This is a genomic window from Desulfobulbus alkaliphilus (assembly GCF_016918545.1).
Lineage (GTDB): Bacteria > Desulfobacterota > Desulfobulbia > Desulfobulbales > Desulfobulbaceae > Desulfobulbus > Desulfobulbus alkaliphilus.
On sequence record NZ_JAFFQC010000315.1, the window covers coordinates 1 to 425 of the forward strand.

General features: G+C 58.1%; 1 protein-coding gene. It reads right to left on the reverse strand.

What is annotated here, in order from left to right; all coding sequences use genetic code 11:
* Positions 1–425: replication initiation protein (locus tag JWG43_RS18710; protein ID WP_205244421.1), on the reverse strand; the 425-nt coding region annotated here is incomplete at both ends.

The following is a 425-nucleotide window of genomic DNA, read 5'->3' on the forward strand; positions in this document are numbered from 1 at the left end:
TTCGAACAGAGTGACATTGCGCCCCAGGCCGCTCGCCTCCTTGCGGCTGCGACGGCTATAGGCCGCTAGATCGGCATCCGGGCAGAACTCAGCGAGGTAGTCGAGGGAATAGGGCTCATGGTTGTGCCATATTGTCCACCAATCGCGATGTACCGGGTTTTTGGTGATCAACCCAACATACCCCATGTCAGCACCCAGCTTCTTCGCCAGAACGTGCTCTATGGCCGCCAGATAGCGCAGCGGCTTTAGCCTGGCTGCATTGGTACGCGCCACTGGCGCAGCCAGCAGATAGCCGAGGTGGTAATTGCCGTTTTCGGGGTTGATCGCGATCCAATGCGGCGCAGGCAAGTCGCGATCTCGCCACTCTTGATACCCCTCTCGCCGTTGCTCATAGGGCTTTCTATCCACATCAAACACAATGCAGG